At 37.9% G+C, this 15,585-nt stretch carries 13 protein-coding genes; 11 read left to right on the forward strand and 2 right to left on the reverse strand.

The window, feature by feature from the left end:
• The first annotated feature begins 27 nt into the window (after positions 1-27).
• The 10 genes from B7E05_RS06155 to B7E05_RS06200 all read left to right on the forward strand — a co-directional run bounded on the left by B7E05_RS06155 (position 28) and on the right by B7E05_RS06200 (position 12,379).
• On the forward strand, positions 28-1,620 hold the full coding sequence (locus tag B7E05_RS06155) for an extracellular solute-binding protein (protein ID WP_080873380.1): 1,593 nt from the start codon (positions 28-30) through the stop codon (positions 1,618-1,620).
• Between the two features lie 791 nt (positions 1,621-2,411).
• Positions 2,412-3,404, forward strand: coding sequence for an ABC transporter permease (locus B7E05_RS06160; RefSeq protein ID WP_080873381.1), 993 nt, complete (start codon positions 2,412-2,414; stop codon positions 3,402-3,404).
• A 15-nt stretch (positions 3,405-3,419) separates the two neighbouring features.
• Positions 3,420-4,325, forward strand: coding sequence for a carbohydrate ABC transporter permease (locus B7E05_RS06165; RefSeq protein ID WP_218672694.1), 906 nt, complete (start codon positions 3,420-3,422; stop codon positions 4,323-4,325).
• Positions 4,326-4,379: 54 nt separating this feature from the next.
• On the forward strand, positions 4,380-5,999 hold the full coding sequence (locus tag B7E05_RS06170) for an extracellular solute-binding protein (RefSeq protein WP_245832986.1): 1,620 nt from the start codon (positions 4,380-4,382) through the stop codon (positions 5,997-5,999).
• A gap of 323 nt (positions 6,000-6,322) precedes the next feature.
• Positions 6,323-7,189 (forward strand): sugar phosphate isomerase/epimerase family protein, encoded by an 867-nt coding sequence (locus B7E05_RS06175; RefSeq protein ID WP_080873384.1) that lies wholly within the window; start codon positions 6,323-6,325, stop codon positions 7,187-7,189.
• Positions 7,190-7,210: 21 nt separating this feature from the next.
• The gene (locus B7E05_RS06180; RefSeq protein ID WP_080873385.1) at positions 7,211-8,275 is read left to right on the forward strand and encodes a Gfo/Idh/MocA family protein; all 1,065 of its coding nucleotides are present in this window, start codon (positions 7,211-7,213) and stop codon (positions 8,273-8,275) included.
• A 45-nt stretch (positions 8,276-8,320) separates the two neighbouring features.
• On the forward strand, positions 8,321-9,400 hold the full coding sequence (locus B7E05_RS06185; protein WP_080873386.1) for a Gfo/Idh/MocA family protein: 1,080 nt from the start codon (positions 8,321-8,323) through the stop codon (positions 9,398-9,400).
• A gap of 75 nt (positions 9,401-9,475) precedes the next feature.
• Positions 9,476-10,486, forward strand: coding sequence for a Gfo/Idh/MocA family protein (locus B7E05_RS06190; RefSeq protein ID WP_080873387.1), 1,011 nt, complete (start codon positions 9,476-9,478; stop codon positions 10,484-10,486).
• Between the two features lie 2 nt (positions 10,487-10,488).
• A complete protein-coding gene (locus tag B7E05_RS06195) occupies positions 10,489-11,541 on the forward strand; it encodes a Gfo/Idh/MocA family protein (protein ID WP_080873388.1) in 1,053 nt (350 codons plus the stop codon).
• Between the two features lie 85 nt (positions 11,542-11,626).
• The gene (locus B7E05_RS06200) at positions 11,627-12,379 is read left to right on the forward strand and encodes a sugar phosphate isomerase/epimerase family protein (RefSeq protein ID WP_080873389.1); all 753 of its coding nucleotides are present in this window, start codon (positions 11,627-11,629) and stop codon (positions 12,377-12,379) included.
• Between the two features lie 536 nt (positions 12,380-12,915).
• Here the strand turns inward: B7E05_RS06200 and B7E05_RS06205 are convergent.
• Positions 12,916-13,188 (reverse strand): hypothetical protein, encoded by a 273-nt coding sequence (locus tag B7E05_RS06205; RefSeq protein WP_080873390.1) that lies wholly within the window; start codon positions 13,186-13,188, stop codon positions 12,916-12,918.
• 147 nt (positions 13,189-13,335) lie between these two features.
• On the opposite strand from B7E05_RS06205, the gene B7E05_RS06210 reads away from it, so the two are divergent.
• Entirely contained in the window at positions 13,336-13,746 is a 411-nt protein-coding gene (locus B7E05_RS06210) for a GNAT family N-acetyltransferase (RefSeq protein ID WP_080873391.1), read from the forward strand.
• A gap of 52 nt (positions 13,747-13,798) precedes the next feature.
• Here B7E05_RS06210 and ptsP read toward each other — a convergent pair whose 3' ends face one another.
• Positions 13,799-15,514, reverse strand: a complete 1,716-nt coding sequence (gene ptsP / locus B7E05_RS06215; RefSeq protein WP_080873392.1) for a phosphoenolpyruvate--protein phosphotransferase — start codon at positions 15,512-15,514, stop codon at positions 13,799-13,801.
• Positions 15,515-15,585: the final 71 nt, after the last annotated feature.

Raw genomic sequence — 15,585 nt, forward strand, 5'->3', positions numbered from 1 at the left:
ATGGAACAATAAGAAAGGAGTTTGTGGATGGGGAACAAAGTGATGATGATACTTGTAACAATTGTTGCAATAGGTTTAATATCAGCTTGTTCATCGGATATAGAGGAGAATGGGCAACATGCCGACAATATAGAGGTAAGGGAAGAAGGTTTTCCAATTGTAGATGAAGAAATTACGATGACGATGATGGGGCCTAATGCACAAGGTACAGAATGGGAGGATATGCCCTTTTTTCAAGATTATGCAGAAGAAACCAATATTCAATTTGAATTTAATACTCCTCCAGCCAGTGACTTTGGCACAAACTTAAATCTTGCTCTATCCAGTGGTGATTTAGATGATATTATTTATGGGCCAATTGATTTGACTTCAGGTATGGAAGGAGAATATGGAGAACAGGGTCAATTTTTACCTTTAGAGGATCTAATTGAAGAGTATGGACCAAACATCAAAAAAGTACTAGAAGAAAGACCAGATATCAAAAAATCGATTACTTCAGCAGACGGTCATATTTATGCTTTGCCACACATTAATACGGATCACAGAGGAAAATGGGTGAATCCTGTGTGGTATAACGGAAAATGGCTGAATTCTTTGGGGATAGAGAAGTTGCCTGAATCAACAGATGACCTTTATGATTTATTAATTCAATTCAGGGATGAAGATCCAAATGAAAATGGAAAAGCGGATGAAATTCCAATCAGCAGTGAAGGAATAGAACCTATTAGAATGCTATTTCTTAACGCTTTTGGTTTAAAAAGCCAAGGTATAGAAGAAATTGATGGAGAAGTTCGCTATGCGCCAATAACGGAAAATTATAAAGAATATCTAATATATATGAGCAAATTATATGAGGAGAACTTGTTGGATCCCGAGATATTCTCTCAATCTGAAGACCAGGTAACCGCAAAAGGACAGGAAAATAAAATTGGTCTGCTTGGTGGCTACTATTCTTACTTTTTAACTGGGGAGGCAAATGATGAAGCCATAAATAATCCAATGACTGTTCCATTAACGAGTCCGGTATCGGATGAGTTAATCGTAACTGCATCGCAAGGTTTTAGCCGCGGCGCTTTTATTTTAACGAAAGAAAACCTTTATCCTGAGGCATCTATCAGATGGGTAGATTATTTTTATACCGAGGATGGAGGAGTTTACCTCGATCAGGGACCTGAGGGATATAGATGGGAATGGGCTGATGAAGAAAAAAATAAAAGAAATCAGCTTCCTCTACCTGAAGAGTATGACAATACAGAAGATTACCGTAAAACGTTAACACCGTCGTATGGAATTGCAGCACCATTTTTGAATCCTCCTCTAGATGTAAAAGAAGAGCCTGATAATTTTGCTCTTTTTACAATTGATGAAACAGAAGAAAAAAGAGAACCATATTACCAGGTTGCTATTCCTGAAGTAAGTATAAAAAGAGAAGAGCAAAAAGAAATAAATGCGATTGAAGTAGATTTGGAGTCATATGTGGAACAGATGGAAGCAAAATTTATCACCGGTGTGGAACCAATTTCAAATTGGGATAATTATGTAGAAACAATAAAAGGAATGGGTATTGAGAGATATGTTGAAATTCATCAGGAAGCCTATGATAGCTGGAAGAGTAACTAGATTTCCTAGTTATTGGTAGAATTTTTTCGTTAATATATAAATACTAAAAGTTCGTCGTCTTGTGCAGTATTTCAAAAAAGCCTTTGTCGAGTTATTGTTCTATATACAGAGAAGCAAGGAAAAGCTCTATTGTAATACTATCGCAATGATTGCTGGACTTGTTGCGCGACTTCAAATATAGAAGGTTTTCCTATCGTATATAAAGAGATAGAGTTAAACTGATGGCGCTAGGTGGCGATATGGAGGGGTGGAGCAATATGAAATCATTAATTCCCTATTCAAATATGATAAATATCAAATTTAAATACACCATCCCTCTAATAAATGAAGTTTAATTTGGTTTTTGCAAGTAAAGACGATGGAGACATTTTCACAAGCAGATGAACAAACGAAGGCAAAAGAACAGAATAATTGAATAGGGGAGTTTCTCAGATTACTTTTCATTTGTCTTCTTCTCACAAAAGTCTAAATATATTTCTTATGCATTGTTCTTTTTTGGAGTAAACGCATTCTTTTTGTTTCAGTTTTATAATTTCTAAAAGTGTCAAACGGGTTTTGCTTCTAATACATAGAGAGAAAAGAAAATAGCATCATTACAGTGTTTATCATAATTGTGTCATATTTAACATAGGTGAACAAATTCAACATATCTTAAATATTTAAGTTTATTGGTGTGCGGGTGGTAAAGTGATTTTTGCAGGATAGAGAGACAATTTTTAACCAAATATACATATTGAACCTCTATTCTGAAAAATTTAGAATGAAAGCAGTTACATGAAGGGGGAGAAGATATGGATTCAAATACAGCAACGGTCTTAACCGAGGAGGAAAAACGACAAACACCAAAAAACAGGAAAGCCTCGACAAAATTGCCGAAGCCAAAAAAGAAGAAGAAAAAAATACTACAGAATTGGCAACTGTACATTTTTATTTTACCTGCCTTTTTGTACTTTTTTATTTTTCATTATATTCCTATGTACGGTGTTCAAATTGCCTTTAAAGATTTTATTCCTTCGAGCGGTATTTGGGGAAGCGAATGGGTAGGGCTGGAACATTTTAAACGATTTTTTGATTCTTATTATTTCTGGGATCTTATAAAGAATACGTTGGGACTCAGCGTGTATGAATTAATTATCGGATTTCCACTACCTATTATTTTGGCGTTGGCTTTGAACGAAGCAAAGGATGGACTGTATAAAAGAACGGTACAAACGGTCACTTATGCGCCTCATTTTATATCAGTCGTAGTAATGGCCGGTATGATTATTGCTTTTCTCTCTCCTGCAACGGGGATTATAAACCATGGGCTTACATTATTGGGATTTGATCCAATTCCTTTTATGAGTGATCCGAAATGGTTTAAGACAGTATATGTTTTTTCCGGCGTATGGCAAAGTACGGGCTGGGGAACGATTATTTATTTGGCGGCGCTTTCAGGAGTGGACCCTCAGCATCATGAAGCAGCGATTGTTGATGGAGCATCTAGGTTGCAGCGAATCTGGCATATCAACATTCCCGCTCTCGTACCGACAATGATTATATTGTTAATTATGAATCTAGGAAATATCATGGCGATGGGGTTCGAGAAAATCTTACTTTTACAAAATCCGCTTAACTTGGAATCGTCTAATGTTATTGCAACATTTGTTTATCAGGCTGGTTTATTAGATGCACAGTACAGTTTTGCATCCGCCGTCGGTCTATTTAACTCAGTAATTAACGCAATTCTACTTATTACTGTCAATCAAATTGCAAGAAAACGGTCAGAAACAAGTTTATGGTAAAAGGAGAAGATGTTAATGAATTCAGCTATCAGTGAAACAATGACCGATAAGATAATAAAAATGCTGATTTATGTTTTCCTGGGTTTTGCTACATTGATTGTGCTGTATCCTCTGATCTATATAATCAGCGCATCCATTAGTGATCCTGCTGATGTGAACTCAGGAAAAATGTGGCTTTTTCCTAAAGGAATAACGTTTGAAGGGTACCACATTATTTTTGAGAATGGTGCAATCTGGAAAGGGTATTTAAATACCGTATTCTATACAGTGTTGGGGACAACCATTAACCTTGCAGTCACGATACCTGCAGCATATGCCTTGTCGAGAAAGGATTTTAAGGGAAGAAATTTATTCATGGCTATGTTTGTACTTACTATGTTTTTCAGTGGTGGGCTGGTTCCAACTTATCTGGTTGTCAAAAGTCTTGGGTTAATAGACACTATTTGGGCGATGGTTTTACCAAATGCTGCAGCTGTCTGGAATATCGTTATTGCAAGAGTATTTTTCCAGTCAACGATTCCGAAAGAACTGGAGGAAGCGGCAATTATTGACGGGGCATCTAATTTTAAAATGTTTTTCAAAATTATATTGCCTTTGTCTATGCCGATTATTGCAGTAATGGGACTATTTTATGGTGTAGGTCATTGGAATGGCTATTTTAATGCATTAATTTATTTATCGGACAAAGAATTGTTTCCGCTTCAGCTTGTTCTGAGGGAAATACTTGTTCTACAAGAAATGGCTTCACAAAATACGGATATAACAGGAAGTATGGCAGAAGCGATGCACAGTAAACAACAACTTGCAGCAGTTATCAAATATGGTGTAATGATTGTTTCCACCTTGCCAATTATTATTGTTTATCCATTTTTACAACGTTTCTTTGTAAAGGGGGTTATGATCGGTTCGCTAAAAGGTTAGAGATAAATAGTATGAATTTTAAGTATTATTTAGAAAATGGAAAGGAGAATAACAGTGAAACATACTTGGAGGTTGCTTCTAACTTTAATTTTATTCATTGCCATATTGGCAGCATGTGGTTCAGATGAAGAAACGCAAAAAAGAGATGCAAACGCGCAAAAAGCAGCAGAAGCTGAGGTCAACAAAGAAGGATTCCCCATTGTGGATGAAGAAATACAGTTGACAATGATGGCTCCAGGAAGTGGAGTCGAAGAATGGGAAAACATGGAACTGCTGAAGGACTATGCAGAGAAGACCAACATTCAATTCCAATACGTTACGCCACCAATCAGTGATTTTCAGACAAAACTGAACCTGGCTTTTACCAGCGGAGATACAGGTGATATTATTTATGGGGCAGGAACGGATAATTTGACTCCTGGGATGGAAGTGGATTATGGAGAGCAGGGTGTACTCATGCCGCTAGAAGAATTGATAGAAGAGTATGCACCAAATCTGAAAAAATTGCTGGAAGAAAGACCGGATATTAAAAAGTCGATTACAACCGTTGATGGACATATCTATTCCTTGCCAATGGTTAGTGATGAAACCACAGCTCAGTGGTATACAGGCCCATTATGGTATAACGGGAAATGGTTGGAAGAACTAGGGGTTGAAGAATTACCTAAAACAACAGATGAATTTTATGAATTATTGAAACGGTTTAAAGAAGAGGATCCAAACGGAAATGGACAAGCTGATGAAATTCCATTACTGGACGTGAAAATGGAGAGCTCTCGTCCATGGCTGCTTGCCGCATTTGGCATCAAAGAATGGGGGATTGAAGAAAATAACGGAAAAGTGCGTTATACACCAATGGAGGAAGCATATAAAGAATATTTAACATATATGAATAAACTATATGAAGAAGGATTATTGGATTCAGAAACATTTTCCCAGTCTGATGAACAGAAAAAGGCTAAAGGACAAGACAGCCGCATAGGTGTTTTCCCGGATTGGTACTCTTTCTTTACTACAGGAGAATCAGAAGAAGAAGCTGTTGAGAATCCAATGTTCTATCCTTTGACAAATGATGATTCAAAAGATCCTGTCATCCCTCTGGGGCATGGGATGACAAGAGGTATCTTCTCTATTTCAGAAAACAATCCGAATCCAGAAGCATCGATTCGCTGGATTGATCATTTCTATTCCAGCGAAGGATTTGAATATTTGAATATGGGACCAGAAGGGTATCTATGGGAGTGGGAGGACGAAGAAAAAGGAACAAAGCAGAAGCTTGATACACCGGAAGGATATGAGTCTTCGGAGGATTATCGAGGTTCGCTCACCCCTGACTATGGTATTACGACACCATCATTAAGAAATGATTTGGACAGTCTAGGAGAAGATACTGTATTTGAACAATTTATTAAGAAAGAAACAGCTGAAAAGATTGAACCATATGGTGAAATCGGATACCCGCTTGTTTATTTGACAAAGGAGGAGCAAAAAGAAGTAAATAATATTGAAGTAGACTTGAAATCTTATGTAGAACAGATGGAAGCGAAATTTATTACAGGTGTGGAGCCATTATCTAACTGGGATAACTATGTAGATACCATTGAAAAAATGAATATTGAACGTTACGTCGAAATCCATCAAGATGCTTATAATCGTTGGAAAGAAAACGATTAACAATTAAAGTCTTATTCATTATCAGCCTACTTTGAACGAATACACCAAAGGAATTTATTGAAGAAGTCGTTAGAGTGAAAAAACATGTCAATATGTTTAACCAATTGAGCATAGAATACATGATGATATGTAATCGCTTTCTGTTTGTCATCAAGAAATATATGATTGGATATTACGAAATAAAGGATGGTTTGAAAGCACACAGGACAAGTATCGATAATATCGTCGTATTTCTGGAGAGGTATCGTTTGTTCAGATATGAAAATTTTAATTGCACTAGATTATATGAAAGGGAAATAAATAACTACTGGAGGTATTCGTAGATGAAGCTTGGTATAAGTTCTTATAGTTTAGTGAAAACGCTGAATGACGGGGAAATGACCATTTTAGATGTTATTGATTGGACAGCAGCCCAGGGCGGAGAGCATATTGAACTGGTGCCGATGGGTTACACGTTGACCGATAACCCGGATTTAATTAAAAAAATTAAAAAAAAGGCAAAAGAGGTTGGAATTGAAATATCTAATTATGCTATTGGAGCAGATTTTCTGCCGGCTACAGAAGAAGCATTTGAACAGGAGGTGGAACGTGTCAAAAAAGAAATAGATATTGCTAACGCGTTAGGTGTTAAGCGGATGCGGCATGATGTTTCATTTAATCCAACTCAGGAAACATCGATTCAACAGTTTGAAAAAGACTTGCCAAGGTTGGTGGAAGCCTGCCAACGGATAGCTGACTACGCAAAGAAATACGATATTGTTACCAGCATTGAAAATCACGGTTTTTATGTTCAGGCAAGCGATCGGATTCAGCGTCTGCTTAGTATTGTGGACCGGGAAAATTTTAAAACGACTTTGGATGTCGGAAATTTCCTCTGTGTGGATGAAGACCCTGTTGCTGCCGTGAAGAAAAATATAAAAGATGCCTCCATGGTGCATATCAAGGATTTCTATTATCGTCCAGCATCTTCGCATCATCTTGGTGAGGGCTGGTTTCAAACAGCTTCAGGTAATTTTTTGCGCGGAGCAATCAGTGGACATGGAGATATCAACCTGTACGATATCATCCATATTATCAAGCAATCCGGCTATGATGGATACATTTCGATTGAATTCGAAGGAATGGAAGAATGCAAACAAGCTACAAAAATCAGTTTGAACAATGTTCAGAACATCTGGAACAAAATCTGAAATAAGAAAAGAGGATGCATAGTGAAGAGGATCAAAGTTGGTATTATTGGCGCCGGTTCCATTTCTGAAATGCATTTTGAATCCTATAAAAATAATATGGAGACAGAGATTTATGCTGTTTGTGATTTAAATAAAGATCGAGCATACAGGAAAGCCGAGAAATATGGCGCTTCCAAATATGTGACGGACTATCATGATTTATTGGCGGATTCTGAAATTGATGCAGTAAGTATCTGCACATGGAATAATACACACGCAGAAATCGCAATTGCAGCGTTGCAGGCAGACAAACATGTTTTAGTTGAAAAGCCGCTTTGTAAGACAATGAAGGAAGCATATCAGATAGAAAAAGCAGTAAAGAAAAGTAATGGAAAGACACTGCAAGTTGGATTTGTCCGCCGCTTTGGAACAAACACACGTGTTTTAAAGAAATTTATCGATACCGGTGATTTGGGAGAGATTTATTATGCTAAAGCATCTTGTATTCGTGCGCTTGGTAATCCAGGAGGATGGTTTGCTGATAAAGATCGTTCGGGAGGCGGACCACTAATTGATTTGGGTGTTCATGTCATTGACTTGTGCTGGTATCTGATGGGGAAACCCAAAGTAAAATCAATTAGTGGAAACACCTATAATAAGCTTGGAAATCGTTCGAACATTGCTAATAAATCTTTTTATCAAGCGGCAGATTATGATCCTGGAAAAAATACAGTGGAGGATATGGCAAATGCAATCATTCGTTTTGAGAATGGTGCTTCATTGATGGTAGATGTTAGCTATACACTTCATGCAAAAGAGGAATCTGTTAATGTCAGTCTGTTCGGAGACAAGGGAGGAGCTGAAATTGAACCGAAATTACAGATTATTGCGGAGAAAAATAATACGATTTTAAATACAACACCACAGATTGATTTTCTGTCTTTTGATTTTAATAGAGGATTTCAAAAGGAGATAGACCATTTCATCTCCTGTGTAAAAGGAGAACAAAAAAACATCAGTCCAGTAGAGGATGGAGTAGAAGTGATGAAGATACTCACTGGCGTGTATGCATCCAGTGAAAAGAAATCAGAAATTTGCTTTGATTAAATGAAGAGAATATAAATATTTTTGAAAAACAGGAGGAATTTGAATATGACGAAAAAATTAAATATAGCTATTATCGGATGTGGAGGAATTGCTAACGGGAAACACCTTCCAAGCCTATCAAAAATAAAGGAAGTAACATTAGTAGCATTCTGTGATATTGAGAAAGAAAAAGCAATAAAAGCAGCTCAGGAATACGGAACAGAAGACGCAACCGTATATGAAGACTACCAAAAATTATTGGAAGATCAGACGATTGATGTGGTGCATGTTCTAACTCCGAATATCTCTCATGCAGAAATAGCGGTTGCTGCACTGGAATCCGGGAAGCATGTAATGTGTGAGAAACCGATGGCTAAAACTTCGGAGGAAGCAAAACAAATGGTAGAAACAGCACATCGTACAGGAAAGAAATTGACGATTGGCTATAATAACCGTTTTAGACCCGACAGTCAGCATCTGCATCAGGTAACAGAACGTGGAGATTTAGGAGAGGTGTATTTCGCAAAGGCACACGCGATTCGTCGTCGCGCTGTACCGACATGGGGAGTATTTTTGGATGAAGAAAAGCAGGGGGGCGGCCCGCTAATTGATATCGGAACACATGCGCTTGATCTTACCTTATGGATGATGGACAATTATAAACCCAAATCGGTTATGGGAAACACGTATCATAAATTAGGCAAAAAGAAAGATGCTGCAAATGCATGGGGACCCTGGGATCCGAAAAAATTTACAGTAGAAGATTCTGCATTTGGTTTTATTACAATGGAGAACGGGGCAACAATTACCCTGGAGGCAAGCTGGGCATTAAATTCATTAGATGTTGACGAAGCGAAGTGTACGCTTAGTGGTACTGAGGGCGGCGCAGATATGAAAGACGGTTTGCGAATTAATGGGGAAGATTTCGGAAAACTATATACTAGAGAGATTGATCTCTCTACTAGTGGTGTAGCATTTTATGAAGGAAAAGCAGAAAATGACGCCGATTTGGAATCAAGATTGTGGATAGAGAGTATTATAAATGATACAGAACCAACGGTAAAACCTGAAGAAGCACTTGTGGTTACGCAAATTTTGGAGGCAATCTATGAATCTGCGAAGACAGGAAAAGCAGTTTACTTTTAATCGGAGTGTTTCCTGTAAATAAAATAAAAGATATTTACCTAAACGATACGTTGTCTTATATAGAGGAGGAAAAAAATGATAAATGTTGCATTACTTAGCAGATGGCATGTACATGCAGATGATTACGCAAGAGAAGTGAACGAAAACGAGTATCTTTCTGTCCAGCTTGTCTGGGATGAAGAGGAAGAGCGGGGAAGAAAATGGGCAGAGGAGCTGGGAGTTCCCTTTGAAAGGGACTTCCAATCTGTCATGGACAATTCGGAAATAGACGCTGTCGTTGTTACGACACCGACAAGTTTGCATAAAGATATCATTATCACTGCAGCAAAACATAAAAAGCATATATTTACGGAAAAGATATTGGCATTTACAGTTGAAGAATGCGAAGAAATCTATGAAACTGTGAAAGCAAATCAGGTACACCTGATGGTTTCCCTACCAAGACTCACAACGAATTATTATGTGTATGCACAAAAAGCAGTAGACGAAGGATGGCTTGGTAATTTAACCACAATACGCTGCCGTTTTGCACATAATGGTGCTGTAGCTGCTGGAGAGGGGGATTATGGATGGCTGCCGGAACGTTTCTTTAATATAGCACAGAGCGGAGGAGGGGCACTCATTGACCTTGGAGCGCATCCGTTCTATTTGACTAACCGGCTTGCTGGTCCTGTGAAAGCATTGCAAGCATCACTCCGTTCCACAAGAAACCTTGGTGCAGATGATAATGCTATTGTTATTTTGGAATATGAATCAGGCAGCTTGGGAGTTATTGAAACAAGCTTCTTATCAGATGGAAGCCCTTTTCAATTAGAACTTTACGGAACAGAGGGGACACTGCTTATTGAAGATGAACAGATTCGTTTAAGAAGCAGCCAATTCGCTGGGAACGGATGGATAAAGCCTGAGGATGCGACGGAATCTCTTCTAATTCCAATGGAACAGTGGGCTGCAGCAATACAGGGCAAATCGAAACCATCCATCACAGAAGAAGATGTTATTCAATTAACCCGTCTGAACGAAGCGGCAGTTTTATCACAGGAAGAAAATCGGCGGATTGAACTAATTGAATTACTGGGGGAATAGGAATGGACAAGGTTTTACGTGTCGGTATTATAGGAGCAGGAGGTATTGCGACGGCGGTGCATATCCCCAATTATCTGAAACAGAAGAATAAGGTGGAAATTGTTGCTATCACAGATGTGTCCAAAGACAATGCGAAAGCCGCTGCTAAAACATTTAATATTAATCAAGTGTTTACAGATCACCAGAAAATGTTGAATGAAACAGATCTTGATGTAGTAAGTGTTTGTACGCCCAATAAATTTCATGCTGGTGTAACAATTGCAGCACTTCAGGCAGACTGTCATGTTATTTGTGAAAAACCTCCCGCGATGACTGTGGAGGAGGCTCAAAAAATGGCTGAAACAGCAAAGCGATACGGGAAAATATTGACTTATGGGCTAAGTTTTCGACATACACAGGAAGTAGATACCTTAAAGCGGTTTATTGATGCAAATGAACTTGGTGAAATCTATGCTGCAAGAGTACATGCAATCCGACGCCGTGGAATCCCGGGCTGGGGTGTTTTTACGAACAAGGAACTCCAAGGGGGAGGCCCGCTTATTGATATTGGTGTACACATGTTGGACACTGCACTTTACTTGATGGGATACCCGGAACCGGATACTGTTTTTGGTGTTACTTATCAGAGGCTCGGTAATAAACCGGGTGTCGGCTTAGCAGGACATTGGGACTGGGAGAACTTCTCTATAGAAGATATGGCACGAGGAATGGTAACGTTTAAAAATGGAGCGTCGATTATTTTGGAATCGGCATTTGCCGCAAATACAGAGAAACATGATGAAATGTCTGTTTCGTTGATGGGCGAGGATGGAGGAGCAGATGTTTTTCCTTTAAAAATGTACCAAGAAAAACATCATACATTAATAGATATTACACCATCCTTTCTACCAGTAAAAGGTAATTATGAATTACAAATGGAACGATTTGTAGATTGCTGTTTGAACGAAGAGCAGCCAATCAGTACCGCAGAACAGGGAGTGATTATTCAAAAAATTATTAATGGACTTTATGAATCTGCTGACAAGGGAGAACCGGTGAAATTTTTTGCTGAATAAACTAATCTATATACGGCGTTTCTATCAAATCAATTGTACAAAAGTGACTATGTAAAGAATTTACAAACAGATAGGGGATGGATTGATGGGTACATTTGGATTGCAGCTTTATTCTGTACGTGAAGCAGCAGCAGATAATTTAGTAGAGACTATCAGTCTTGCGGCAGACATGGGATATCAGGGAATCCAATTTGCAGGATTTTTTCAGACACCTGCAAAGAAATTGAAAAGATTAATGGACGATAAACGAATTGATGCAGCAGGCAGCCACACAGGGCTTGATGAATTGGTCGGAGATAAGCTGAAAGAAACGATGGCTTATAATCAAGAGATTGGAAACAGCCTGCTGATTTGTCCCTGGCTACCTGAAAAAGACCGGAAAACCAAAGAAGACTATCAACGGACAGCTGAAAAATTAAATGAAATTGGACAAAGATGTAAAGATAACGGGATGACATTTGCCTACCATAATCATCACTTTGAATTTGAGACATTTGGTGGAGAAACAGGTTTTGATCTTTTATTTGGTCAGACGGACCCAGAATTTGTGCAGATTGAACTGGACTGTTTCTGGGCAACATATGCGGGTTACGAACCGACTGATATTATCAATAAATATGGGAACCGGATTGTATCCCTTCATATAAAAGATATGAAAGAAGAGAATGAAAAAAAACGGAGTATAGAAATAGGATCGGGTATACTTGATTTAAAAACATTACTCCGCGTTGGAAAAGAGCATGATGTCGAATGGTTTATAGTGGAGCAGGAAGATTTTAATGGTAATCCACTGGAAAGCGCAAGAGTCAATATTGATAATTTAAATAAGATTTTTTAATAGGAAGATCCCTGTTAAGAAGAGATTACAAGAAAGAGCTCTCTATTTAAGTAAGAGAGAGTTCTTTCTTATCCAAACAAGGGGATTCTGATTATTTTGAACACTGTTCTAGCAAGTATAGGAGTAGCATCAAGAACAATTTAATACATAAATATATTTTAACGTTGCCTTCCGGGTAGCTTTTTTAACATTTAAAAATCAGGGTATACATACTAATAAGAAGTATATAATGATTGATATTGATTGTGAATTATTGAGATAGTCTAAAATTGCTGAAAGAAAAAAAGGTACTATTTGTAATGAGCCTACATCAAGATTGGTTAAGTTGTTTCATTATTATATCATTGCAGGAACATCTACGTTCCTTTTCAACTTCCTTTTAGTAAACGGTCATCAAGAGTGCGATTTTGAACAAGATAATATCCATTGTTTTTTTACACTTTATATGCTTTTGCAATTACGGAACCAAGGCTTTTATATGGTGGATTAGTGCTTTATATAAAATTAAATTAGCACAGTCTGGCTTTAAACTAGTCTTATTTGTTATGATCAAGCATAAAAGAAAAAATAGAATAGCTGCTGCATTGCTTTTTAGCTACTGCTAAAATTGGTTTAGAATAATGACTTTCTATTATAAATGCAATACCGATGTCAGATAGAGTTTTTGAATAAATTCCACCTCTCATCCTATATCTGTGGCATACTGAATAGAATAATGATATCAATAAAATTTTAATCTTGTCTTTCCAAGCTTTATTCGCTTCTTGTGCAGTATAACTGTACGTATTATACTTGCTGCGAAAATCCAAAGGTCCCTCCTACCATGATGAAAGTTGTTATATTTAAGCATAATAGTGCTTTTTAATAGGAGTAGCTAAGAAAATATTATATTAAAGTTATTCAAGGTATGTTTAAATAATAAAAGAAATAAATAGTTAAAAAGGATGGGAAAATAAATGAATGAGTGTTATCAAATCAAGTACAAAATTCCGAGTATTGAAGCATTTAACCAGCTCCGTGTCGAGGCAGGATTAAGTAATAAGGAAAAAGAAGCGATTAAAATTGGGCTACCAAATACGTTGTTTGCTGTGACAATTTATGATGATAATAAGTTGATTGGTATGGGTAGAGTAGTAGGTGATGGGGCAATTGTTTTTCATGTAGTAGATATTGTGGTTAAACCAAGTTATCAAGGAAAAGGGCTTGGGAAGCGTGTTATGCAAGAAATTGTGAACTATTTAGATAGTCATACATACAAAGGTTCTTACGTCAGTTTAATCGCTGATATTCCTGCTGATAAATTATATGAAAAATTTGGATTTCGTTATACTACTCCTAACTCGCAAGGAATGTACCGGATGTATTAAAATAAAAATCCTCGATGGTTGTTTGATTATAACAATCACCGAGGACTTAATTTTATTTTTTAATTTTACTTTTCGCCAACGCAAGAACTTCTTCCGCAGTGCTTGAAGATAAGAATTGTTCTTTCAGATTAGAAAGTTCTTTTTTATCCAGTCCAAGAATCTGTGTTCTTGCCGGCAGGATAGAAGTGGCACTCATGCTGAACTCATCCAGGCCGAGGGCAAGAAGCAATGGAATAGCTGTAGAATCTCCAGCCATCTCTCCACACATGCCAACCCATTTTCCTTCAGAGTGAGCGGCTTCAATGACGTTATTTACCAGGTTCAAAATTGCTGGATGGTATGGTTGATACAGATAAGAAACCTGTTCATTCATACGGTCAGCAGCCATGGTATATTGGATTAAATCATTTGTACCGATACTGAAGAAGTCAACTTCTTTAGCGAATTGTTTTGCAATCACTGCCGTAGACGGGATTTCTACCATGATTCCGACCTCAATACTGTCAGAAACTTCTACACCGTCTTTTTGAAGATTGTCTTTTTCCTCCATTAATAACGCTTTTGCTCGACGGAATTCCTCAAGTGTAGCAATCATTGGGAACATAATTTTTAAATTACCATAAGCACTTGCACGCAGTAGTGCACGCAATTGCGGACGGAATACATGTTCATTTTCTAAACAGAAACGGATAGCACGGAAACCTAAGAATGGGTTCATTTCATGTGGTAAATCTAAGTAGCTGATTTCCTTATCGCCGCCGACATCGAGTGTTCTTACAACGACAGGCTTGTCATCCATCTTTTCTAAGACTGATTTATACGCTTCAAACTGAACATCTTCTGAAGGTAATTCCGAGTTGCCCATGTATAAGAATTCAGTGCGGTAAAGACCAACGCCCTCGCCGCCATTATTTAGCACACTTTCCACATCGTTTGGTGTGCCAATATTTCCGGCCAGATCGACTTGTTCGCCATCTGCAGAGAAGGTAGGCTCGTCTTTTAATTTTGCCCATTCTTCCTGTTGTCTGGCAAATGCAGCTTGCTTTTCTTCATATACCTTAATCTCTTCATCTGTCGGATTAATAATAATCTCGCCATCAATACCATCCACGATAATTTGATCATCTTTTTTCACTGCGCCGGTAATTTCTTTTGTACCTACCACCGCAGGGATTTCTAAAGAGCGGGCCATAATGGCAGAGTGGGAAGTTCTGCCGCCGATATCCGTTGCAAACCCTTTTACAAATTCACGGTTTAACTGTGCGGTGTCAGAAGGCGTTAAGTCTCTTGCGACAACAACGACCTGTTCATCGATAAGCGCCGGATCCGGGAAGGAAACCTGCAGTAAGTGAGACATTACGCGTTTCGTTACATCATGAATATCCGCTGCACGTTCACGCATGTATTCGTTATCCATATCTTTAAACATGTTGATGAACATGGTAGCAACTTCATCTAAAGCAGCTTCCGCGTTAACTTTATCATTTTTAATTTTATCTTTGATCGGATTGATAAGCTCCGGATCACCTAATACAAGCAAATGTGCAGAGAAAATTTCTGCATGTTCTTCGCCGATTTCTTTTAATGTATGTGCTTTAATTTTCTCCAGTTCTTGTCTGGAGGTTTCGAGTGCGCTTTCAAGACGCCCAATCTCTTGTTCTGGATTATCAATTGATGTCTTGTCAAAGTTTAAATCAGGTTCTTTGAGTTCATATACTTTAGCAATGGCAATTCCACTGGAAGCAGCAATTCCATTCATTCTTTTCATGATAAGAGCATCCTTTCTTTAATAGAACTATAGTTATAATTATAACATATCTATGTTAAAATAGCGTGTGC

The sequence above is a fragment of the Oceanobacillus timonensis genome (assembly GCF_900166635.1).
In the GTDB taxonomy this organism is placed as follows: domain Bacteria; phylum Bacillota; class Bacilli; order Bacillales; family Amphibacillaceae; genus Oceanobacillus; species Oceanobacillus timonensis.